Here is a 7060-nt window from a genome sequence, read left to right on the forward strand (position 1 = left end):
ATTATAGATGATTTCCTGACCTAAGATCACATTTTATTCTTTTTTCCACTTCAATCTAAGAATTGAGAAAAAAGCAAAACCCTCCATCATACCATAAAAAAATTATGCAAGAGGTCTAAAGAAACCCGTTTTCTCATTTGTTGCGAATATGCGATCGCTAACGTCAAAACTAGGCAGTTAAAGTATTTAACCAATTGATTAAATCTTCAACCGTAGAGAAATCGAATAAAGCTTCTGCTAATGCTTCGACATCATCAATACTTAACTCCATAATTTTAGTTTCTAATGAAGGATTAATCTCCCCTAACTTTCGTTTAAGTTGACGAAGAATCAATGTCTTTTCGCGTTCGATACCTTGTTCAATACCTTGTTCAATACCTTGACGCATCCAACTGGTAGTAATTTGCATAACTCCCTCCTGTACGGGTTGACTAAATGTGCTAATCTCTTCTTGAAATTGTCTCTCTTCGACTGGATTTAGATTGAGATATGTATCAATAAATCCGGAAATTAATGGCATTTTTGCAGGATTTAACCTTAAAGTAATTAACAAGCGCAGACATTCCACTAACCGATCACAAAAAAAACTGGAGCGAGCGCTTTTCGCCACCCCAGTGCTGTCACGGAATTCAATTCTGTATCTAAATTAACACATTATTGGCAGCAAGCATGATTAAGGAAATTGGAAATTTTTCCCAAAGGGGTTTCCAAAGGCTGTAACCTTGACTGACAGGGGATTTCGAGCCTGATAAGGCCAAAGTTTTTGGAGTCTATCCTCGAAAATTAAACTTCGGCGCTGAGATGTTCACCCAGATGAACGGTTTTCACCCATTTTAAACGTTTAGGACGCAAAGCCATCCGCAGGCTGACACTGGGAATAATAATAAACCAGTGCATCATATAAATCATGCCACGAATGGTTTGAGCAAGGATGTCCAAACCAAGAGCAAAAGTGAATTTTTTACCCGTATTAACTCGGATTAATCCTGTCACCATACCCCAGAGAGAAAGGGAAAGAGCCAAACCAGTTAAAGGAGTTAAAATCGGAGCTTGATGCTGGGTAATAGTGATTAAAAGATCGGGAATAGCGGCCGCAGGTAAGATATATTGAACGATCAAAAAAGCAATTAAATCAAACTTTTTCGGCCAAGGCATGGGAGACTTTAAAATTGCTTTCCAATAGTCGAGATAACGCTGAAAACCACCTTCGGCCCAGCGATTGCGCTGATGCCATAAAGCGATCGCAGTTGTCACCCCTTCTTCCGCTACTGCGGGAAAATTTAAGATATTAATTTTCCAATTATCGATATGGAGACGAATAGTTAAATCAAGATCGTCGGTGATCGTCTGTTCATTCCAACCCCCGCAACGATTTAAGGCACTACGACGGACAAATTGACCATTTCCGCGCAATTCTCCGATCCCTCCCACCGCGATCCGTTGCTGTTGGAAACAGCTATCAAAGATCATTTCTACCGCTTGTCCTTTTGTCCAGAAGTTTTCGGCAGCATTGGCGATCGCTTTTCGCACCTGTACCGCACCCACTTCTCGATCGTCGAACATCGGGACCACATGACGCAGTAAATCGGAGGATAATCCCGCATCCGCATCGAATACACCGATAATTTCCCCGTTAGTCAGGGATAAAACCTGATTCAAGGCGCCGGATTTGCCACCTCCGGCATTAGCAGGACGATGGAGAATTTGTAATTGGGGATATTCTAAAGCAAGGCGATCGAGAATCGCACCCGTGTTATCGGTACTATAGTCATCGACGATCCAAACTTCTAACTTATCTTGGGGATAGTCTAGATGACAGAGATAATTAACCAGTTTCGTGATTACGGTTTCTTCATTTTTGGCCGCTACTAAGAGGGACACCCTAGGGACAGAGGTTAAATCCTGATCCAGTAAAGGAATTGGGGGCGTTTCTGGTTTCGTGAACAGCAGCCGCAAAGCTTGTCCCGATAGTACCATAGTTAGGGCGATAATTGCCCAATAACCCCAACTCAGCCAATGAAGTCCGATAATTATTGTCCAGATCGCCATGAGGCTAAAAGCCGCTTTCTGTCTGCGTCCCGATCGGCCTTGAAAAATTTCGCTCCTAAATTCGTCCTCCTCATCTTCGGGATCGGACCAGTCAGATAGGAGGGAACCAATCGGGTCTAATTCTTCGTTATCATCCTCTCGCGACCAATAATTTTCTGCCATAATCGACTCAGGTTAAGTAACTGTTCCAGTAGACGCTTGTTTCTTGCTTTATTTTACCGAAAATTGTTAAAATTTTTAACAGAATCTTAAGTTTTTTCGGGAAAGAAACCCTAGGTTTTCAGGCTATTGGTTTTTTTTGCCCGATAAATGCGCTTTTTCGGTTAAGATTGCTTTGTTTACATTCGTTGAGAAAATTTAACATTTATCCCCTATGTCAAACCTGCTCCTCTGTGTCGGACTGATTTGTGGCTCAATTATTTGGGTGGAGATCGTGCGTGATTGCTATCATGCTCTAGCCCACCATTGGCAGCCCCTTTATCGTCTGCACGTCTGGCATCATCGGGTTTTTCGTCCCGATCTGTCGGTAATGAGCGAGGAAATTTATCGTCGGGCGCACTGGTACAATGATGTACCGGAGGCCTTGTTTATGTTGGCTGCCAGTGTTTTACCCGTACTACTGGCCTACTCTTGGGGGTTCGATCGCCCTTGGTTGGGTTGGTTAGGCTCCCTTTATACTTTGGCTTTTCTCAGCACGGCGATCGGTCGAGGTTTAGGTATCGCTAATCTGGAGGAATTAACCGATTTAACCCATCGTCCGGGGCAATTTGAGAGTTTCCCCGCTCAATGGCGCGTTAATCGTACCTACCACTGGCGACACCATTTTGATAACCAAAAGGCTTATTATTGTGGCACTTTCACCTTTATGGATAAATTGATGGGGACGGCACTTTCTCTCAAGGGTAAAACGATCGCCATTACTGGAGCGAATGGAACCTTAGGGCGATCGCTGTTAAAGTACCTACAACTGAAGGGAGCCAAGGTGATCGCGCTCACTTCCGGGGAGAATGCGATCGCTCTTGAAATTAACGGCGAATCAGTACCCGTAAAAACCGTAAAATGGCAAATCGGTGAAGAAACGCAACTTGAGAACCTATTTAAGTCTGTAGATATACTGATTTTAAATCATGGCGTTAATGTCCACGGCCAAAGAACCCCAGAAGCGATCGAATTAGCCTACGAAGTGAATACTTTTTCCGTCTGGCGTTTAATGGAATTATTCTTCAAAACTGTCCGCACTAACGAGCAAATTGCGCGCAAGGAAGTCTGGGTGAATACCTCGGAAGCGGAGGTTAATCCTGCCTTTAGTCCCCTCTACGAACTCAGTAAACGAGCGATCGGTGATATGATTACCCTGCGTCGTTTAGATGCCCCCTGTGTGGTGAGAAAGCTAATTCTTGGCCCTTTTAAGAGTAATTTAAATCCTGTGGGTATTATGTCCGCCGATTGGGTGGCTAAACAGATTATCAAGGCGGTACAAAGGGATAGCCGCAATATTATTATTACTATTAATCCCTTGACTTTTATCACCTTTCCAATTAAGGAATTCTCTGTTTCTACCTACTTAAAACTATTTACTCGTTCCCCAAAAAACCGGGAAAATCCCTAACTATTTATCCTTAATCCGGGATCAAGACTATTTTTCCGCGCACTCTTTCCGATTCACTATAATTATGAGCTGCTGCCACCTGGGAAAAAGTATAGGTGCGATCGATTCTAACAGTTAATTTACCCGATTCGATCGCTTCTTTGAGAAATTGCCAGTCGGACGCTTGTGCTTGAGCAGAAAATATCAGTTTCCCTTTTTGGGGCAACCAAGCACCGAGATAATTTAAGAGGATAATTCCGGGATTTGGGAGGGTGGTTATATAGGTGCCTTGGGGTTTTAAAAGCTGACGACAGTGCCAAAAAGAAGACTTAGCCACAGCATCGAAGATTATATCATATTTCTGCTCGGTTTTTCTCCAATCTTCTTGGGTATAATCGATAACTTTATCTGCTCCTAAAGAGGTGACATAATCGATATTTTTACTACTACAAACTCCATCTACTTCTGCGGAGAAAATTTTCCCTATCTGCACGGCAAAGCTACCCACTCCTCCCGATGCACCATTAACTAAAATCCGATTTCCTGCTTGAATACCGCCAAAATCCCGCAAGACTTGCAAAGCGGTAGAAGCGGCTAAAGGAGTGGCGGCAGCTTCAATAAAACTCTGATTATGCGGTTTTTTAACTAATAGGGAAGCGGGAATAATTGCATATTCAGCATAGGTTCTACCGGGTAATTGATTGAGAAAACCAAAAACCTCATCTCCGATCTGGAATTGTTCCACCTGACTACCTTTTTCAACGATAATTCCCCCATAATCAAAACCTAATTGCAGGGGAAATTTATTACCTGTGGCTATTTTGAGCATTCCCCGACGAATCTTCCAATCAATCGGATTAATTCCCGCTGCCATAATCTTAATTAAGACTTCTTTCCCTTGGGGAATTGGCTTTTCTATGTCTGTGTATTGGAGAACATTACTATCGCCATAGCGATTAATGATAATAGCTTTCATAATTAAGAAAAAAGTTGATAAAATAGCAAAGGAGCAAAAGTAATGACCAAGAGAACAAAAATCCAAACTCGTCCCGCTAAAAGATTATAATGGCCGATTCAAGTCTGAATTGCATCACTATCTGATCTACCTTTATAGAATACCTCATTGGGGGTCTGATAGTCAAGACATTTTCGAGGACGATTGTTAATCAAGTTTACGGCTCTTTCCACCTCCTCTGGCTTAACAATTTTAAAATTCGTTCCCTTGGGGAAAAATTGTCTTAACAGTCCCTTGGTCTGCTCGTTTAATCCCCTCTCCCACGAATGATAAGGAGTAGCAAAATAAAAATCTGCTCCTAGTTTCTGACTCAACTCTTGATGTCCACAAAATTCTTTGCCGTTGTCACAAGTAAAGGTTTTTCTTTTGTCAGGGTGAATCTCTTGAAAAAGTTTTTCTGTGACTCTATTGATTTCCGATGCGGTTTTGTTTTTGGCTAATCCTGCTCCTAAAAATTTCGAGGCTTTGTCCACATGAGTAACGAGAACTCCTAGATGATTGCCTCCAATCATTGTGTCACTTTCCCAATGACCGATTTCGGTTTTCTGGTCAGCAATTGCTGGTCGCTCGCTGATATCTACACGCCCTGGAATCCCTCCACGCTTACTTTTTGCTCCATTTCGACTCTTTCTTTTTCCTCGTCCTTGACGTAGGCATTCTTGATACTTTCCACAGTCAAGGGTAGTTTTGATAGATCATTTGATAGATGGTTTCATGACTGAGCGATTCTTGACCAGCTTTTTTCAGACGACCTGCTATTTGTTCGGGACTATGATAATTTTTCAATCCTTCTTTTACCAACTCTAAGGCCGACTCACTGACATTTTTAAAGGGTTGTTTGGCATTTTTTCGGCGCGTCTCGCTTTCAGCTTGTGCTGTGTCAGGTAGATAGCAGCCGAGAGAACTTTGATTCCTTCTTAATTCTCGCTCTGGTCGTGCTTTGATGACATCCGAGCCGGACGGCCATTTGCCGTTGAGATAAATTTCCCTCTTGACTAAGTTGGTAGAGCAAGTTTCTTTGTTCTATGTTAAGATGTTTTCGGCTCATTTTTGGGTCTGATTTGTGTTTGTTAATGATCAGACAGTACCTGATGAGCCTTTCTTTGTCAACTCTTGAGGTTGATGCGTTTCATTTTTGAATTGGCGAATCAATACATCATTTCTACTGAAGCCATTCGAGATATGGAACAAATTCTTGATTATTTGGCTAATACTAACATTAGTGCGGGTGAGAAATTTTTGGAGGAGTTTGGCAAAAAATGTCGTTATCTTAGCCAATTTCCGCTAATGGGGCGCAGTTATCGAGAGATTCGTCCCTATTTGCGTGGCTTACCGATGAAAAACTACATTATTTTCTATCGCTTAACTGAGCAAGGGCTAGAAATCATGCCTGTTATCAAAGGAGAGCGAGATTTAGAAGCTTTTTTCTTTGAAAAACCCTAAAAAATCAAGGCAATTACTTTTTTTCAACTGTTTATAATAGAGATCGCTACAATGTCGAGTATCCTCCCATCCCAAAGCAGCCATGACAGCCAAAGAACAACTCCTCCAGGAAATCGAACAAGCTCCCGAATCTCTAATCCAATCCTGCTTAGAATTGATACTCTCCCATAAAACTCCCGCCCCTTCACCGCAAAATAACAAACCAATTTGGGAAATCGCCGATGAAATAATTGCCACCATTCCCGAAGAATCCTTTGACCAGATCCCCACCGATGCGGCGGCCAACTTGGATTACTATCTTTATGGCAATTCTCCTCAAAAATAATGCCGACCCTCTTCGCCGACACATTTTATTGGGTTGCCTTGATTCATGCTAAAGATCAATGGCATAGACAAGTGCGAGCTTTTAGTAGGTTAATTCAAGATTATTCTTTAATTACAACCGATTTAGTCTTGGTGGAATATCTTAACTTTTTTGCTAAATTTGATCAACCCATGAAACAAGGTGTCGTCAATTTCTATCGCCAAATCCAAACCTCTCCAAATCTGCAAATTATTAGCCTTGATTCTTATTTAATTCAATCAGGTGTAGAACTTTATGCCAACCGTCTAGACAAAGGCTATAGCCTGACTGATTGTGTCTCAATGATTGTGATGAAACAAATGGGAATTTATGAAATACTCACCATGACCAGATCATTTTGATGCTGGAGAGCGATCGCTTTTTAGGATATAGAACGGAGTAATGGCGTTTTGGGAAATATGGGAAGTGCGCTCTTGGCTCTTCTAGGTTCTGTGTGAGGATGGTATAATAATAATACAGGACAGGAGGTGGGTTATGTGGATAAATTTTGATCAACTCCTCGATTTACCAAATGTAACAGTGGTCAATTATCAAAAAATTGCTCAGACAATTTTCCTAAAGCTCGCTCTTTTAAATGAAACAATTGAATGTCCGAATTGCC

Annotated in this window: 6 protein-coding genes and 3 pseudogenes; 5 read left to right on the plus strand and 4 right to left on the minus strand. The window is 41.8% G+C overall.

Features of this window, described 5'->3' with window-relative positions; translation table 11 throughout:
• Nucleotides 1-169: 169 nt before the first annotated feature.
• A pseudogene (locus IM500_RS15790) lies at nt 170-565 on the minus strand (DUF4351 domain-containing protein); the annotation flags it as partial.
• 218 nt (nt 566-783) lie between these two features.
• Nucleotides 784-2211, minus strand: coding sequence for a glycosyltransferase family 2 protein (locus tag IM500_RS15795; protein ID WP_190718898.1), 1428 nt, complete (start codon nt 2209-2211; stop codon nt 784-786).
• A gap of 211 nt (nt 2212-2422) precedes the next feature.
• Here IM500_RS15795 and IM500_RS15800 point away from each other — a divergent pair, with 211 nt between their 5' ends.
• Nucleotides 2423-3658: a bifunctional sterol desaturase/short chain dehydrogenase gene (locus IM500_RS15800; protein WP_190718895.1), complete on the plus strand. Its 1236-nt coding sequence runs from the start codon at nt 2423-2425 to the stop codon at nt 3656-3658.
• Between the two features lie 10 nt (nt 3659-3668).
• Here IM500_RS15800 and IM500_RS15805 read toward each other — a convergent pair whose 3' ends face one another.
• Both IM500_RS15805 and IM500_RS15810 read right to left on the minus strand, forming a co-directional pair.
• Nucleotides 3669-4613, minus strand: coding sequence for an NAD(P)-dependent alcohol dehydrogenase (locus tag IM500_RS15805; RefSeq protein WP_287738924.1), 945 nt, complete (start codon nt 4611-4613; stop codon nt 3669-3671).
• A 98-nt stretch (nt 4614-4711) separates the two neighbouring features.
• Nucleotides 4712-5700: pseudogene (locus tag IM500_RS15810) on the minus strand (IS30 family transposase).
• Between the two features lie 74 nt (nt 5701-5774).
• Between IM500_RS15810 and IM500_RS15815 the strand changes: the two are divergent.
• The 4 genes and pseudogenes from IM500_RS15815 to IM500_RS15830 all read left to right on the plus strand — a co-directional run.
• A complete protein-coding gene (locus IM500_RS15815) occupies nt 5775-6095 on the plus strand; it encodes a type II toxin-antitoxin system RelE/ParE family toxin (protein WP_190718218.1) in 321 nt (106 codons plus the stop codon).
• Between the two features lie 82 nt (nt 6096-6177).
• A complete protein-coding gene (locus tag IM500_RS15820; RefSeq protein ID WP_002762874.1) occupies nt 6178-6420 on the plus strand; it encodes a hypothetical protein in 243 nt (80 codons plus the stop codon).
• Nucleotides 6420-6800 carry a type II toxin-antitoxin system VapC family toxin gene (locus IM500_RS15825; protein WP_002762876.1) on the plus strand — a complete coding sequence of 127 codons (381 nt, stop codon included), beginning with the start codon at nt 6420-6422 and terminating at the stop codon, nt 6798-6800. Before IM500_RS15820 ends, IM500_RS15825 begins: the two co-directional genes overlap by 1 nt.
• Before the next feature lie 133 nt (nt 6801-6933).
• Nucleotides 6934-7060 (plus strand): annotated as a pseudogene (locus IM500_RS15830) (ISL3 family transposase); the annotation flags it as partial.

Source organism: Microcystis sp. M179S2 (assembly GCF_020245805.1).
GTDB classification, from domain to species: domain Bacteria; phylum Cyanobacteriota; class Cyanobacteriia; order Cyanobacteriales; family Microcystaceae; genus Microcystis; species Microcystis aeruginosa.

Bases quoted from the DNA above. Each gene is read 5' to 3' on its own strand.
- IM500_RS15795 (WP_190718898.1), bottom strand. From the start codon at position 2,211: ATGGCAGAAAATTATTGGTCGCGAGAGGATGATAACGAAGAATTAGAC.
- IM500_RS15800 (WP_190718895.1), top strand. From the start codon at position 2,423: ATGTCAAACCTGCTCCTCTGTGTCGGACTGATTTGTGGCTCAATTATT.
- IM500_RS15805 (WP_287738924.1), bottom strand. From the start codon at position 4,613: ATGAAAGCTATTATCATTAATCGCTATGGCGATAGTAATGTTCTCCAA.
- IM500_RS15815 (WP_190718218.1), top strand. From the start codon at position 5,775: ATGCGTTTCATTTTTGAATTGGCGAATCAATACATCATTTCTACTGAA.
- IM500_RS15820 (WP_002762874.1), top strand. From the start codon at position 6,178: ATGACAGCCAAAGAACAACTCCTCCAGGAAATCGAACAAGCTCCCGAA.
- IM500_RS15825 (WP_002762876.1), top strand. From the start codon at position 6,420: ATGCCGACCCTCTTCGCCGACACATTTTATTGGGTTGCCTTGATTCAT.